The organism is Gellertiella sp. DMC107, from assembly GCF_056313605.1.
In genome coordinates this window covers 1-1909 of sequence record NZ_JBQUZZ010000011.1, presented here as the reverse complement: position 1 = coordinate 1909, position 1909 = coordinate 1, and the positions used below count along the sequence as shown (strand labels likewise).

The following is a 1909-nucleotide window of genomic DNA, read 5'->3' as shown; positions in this document are numbered from 1 at the left end:
AAGGCCGCCATCCGCGAACGGATCGCGCCGCTTGTCGAAGACCGGTTCATGGGCGACGACATGGCCGCGGCCGGCGAGATCGTCGCATCCGGCATGCTGATCGGGGCGGCAGGCCCCGGCATCCTTCCCGGCCTTACCGCATGAGCGCGCCGTTTACCGTCACGCGGGGCGATGGGCCGGTGGTGCTCGGTATGCCCCATACGGGCACCTACCTGCCGCCGGACATGGCCGCCAGGCTGAATGCCGAAGGTTTGTTGCTGCGCGACACGGACTGGCACGTGGATGCGCTCTACCGGGATATCGTTCCCGGGTTGACCGTCGTCGAGGCGGGGTTTCACCGCTACGTCATCGATGCGAACCGCGACCCTTCGGGCCAGAGCCTCTATCCCGGCGCATCGACCACCGCGCTGGTGCCGCAGACCAACTTCGATGGCGTGCCGATCTGGAAGGAAGGCGCAGAGCCCACCCCGGACGAGGTGGCCGAGCGCCTGGCGCAATTCCATGCCCCCTATCACGCGGCCCTTGCCGCGGAGATGGAGCGGGTACGCGCCCGCCATGGCGTGGCGATCCTGTTCGATTGCCATTCGATCCGCTCCGTCATTCCCTGGCTGTTCAAGGGCACGCTGCCCGATTTCAACATCGGGACGAATGACGGAACGACCTGCGCGGCGGTCCTCGAAGCCGCCGTGGCGGAGGAGGCACGCATGTCCGGCCAGAGCCATGTGGTGAACGGCCGCTTCAAGGGCGGCTGGACGACCCGCCACTATGGCCGTCCGGACCAGGGCTTTCACGCCATACAGATGGAGCTCGCCCAGTCGACCCATCTTGCATCAGAAATTCCACCCTTCGCGCTCGACCCCGCGAAGGCCGCATCGCTGCGAAAGGTCCTTGCCCGGATGCTGACGCGCCTTGCCGAACGTGCACCGCAGCTTTCCTGAAGGAGGACCATGATGACCCATTCGCCGAAGAATGCCCGCCACAATGCGCGCGAAATCTATCCCCCGACCGGCACGGCTCTGAATGCCAAGAGCTGGCTGACCGAAGCGCCTTTGCGCATGCTGATGAACAATCTGCACCCGGATGTCGCCGAAAACCCCCATGAACTCGTGGTTTATGGCGGCATTGGCCGGGCCGCCCGCACCTGGGAGGATTTCGACCGGATCGTCGCTGCGCTCAAGGAGCTCGAAGCCGACGAGACGCTGGTCGTGCAGTCGGGCCGGCCGGTTGCCGTCGTCAAGACCCATGCGGATGCGCCGCGCGTGCTGATTGCCAACTCGAACCTCGTGCCGCACTGGGCCACCTGGGACCATTTCAACGAGCTCGACCGCAAGGGCCTGATGATGTACGGCCAGATGACCGCCGGGTCCTGGATCTATATCGGCACCCAGGGCATCGTGCAGGGCACCTATGAAACCTTCGCGGAGGCCGGACGCCAGCATTATGGCGGCAGCCTCAAGGGCAAGTGGATCCTGACGGGTGGTCTCGGCGGCATGGGCGGCGCGCAGCCGCTGGCGGCGGTCATGGCCGGCGCCTGCTGCCTGGCGGTCGAATGCGACGAAACCCGCGCGGATTTCCGCATTCGCACCCGGTATTGCGACGAGAAGACCCATTCGCTCGACGAGGCGCTGGAGATGATCGGGCGCTGGACGAAGGCCGGCGAGGCGAAATCCGTTGCCCTTATCGGCAACGCGGCCGAAGTCTTCCCGGAACTGGTGCGCCGCATGAAGGCGGGCGGCCCCCGCCCGGATATTGTCACCGACCAGACCTCCGCGCATGATCCGATCCACGGCTACCTCCCCATCGGCTGGACCGTCGCGGAATGGCGCGCCAAGCAGGAAAGCGACCCGAAATCCGTCGAGAGCGCGGCCCGCGCCAGCATGAAGCTGCATGTGGCGGCAATGGTGGATTT

2 protein-coding genes are annotated in these 1909 nt (G+C 66.0%); both read left to right on the top strand.

Annotated features, from left to right (window positions below):
- Positions 1 to 140: 140 nt before the first annotated feature.
- Complete coding sequence (gene hutG, locus ACT54B_RS21185; RefSeq protein WP_476047914.1) at positions 141 to 938, top strand: N-formylglutamate deformylase; 798 nt, start codon at positions 141 to 143, stop codon at positions 936 to 938.
- Positions 939 to 950: 12 nt separating this feature from the next.
- On the top strand, positions 951 to 1909 hold a 959-nt coding region (gene hutU / locus ACT54B_RS21180), incomplete at its 3' end, for a urocanate hydratase (protein WP_476047912.1).

Excerpts from the sequence above, each read along its gene's own strand:
- hutG (WP_476047914.1), top strand. The coding sequence starts at position 141 with ATGAGCGCGCCGTTTACCGTCACGCGGGGCGATGGGCCGGTGGTGCTC.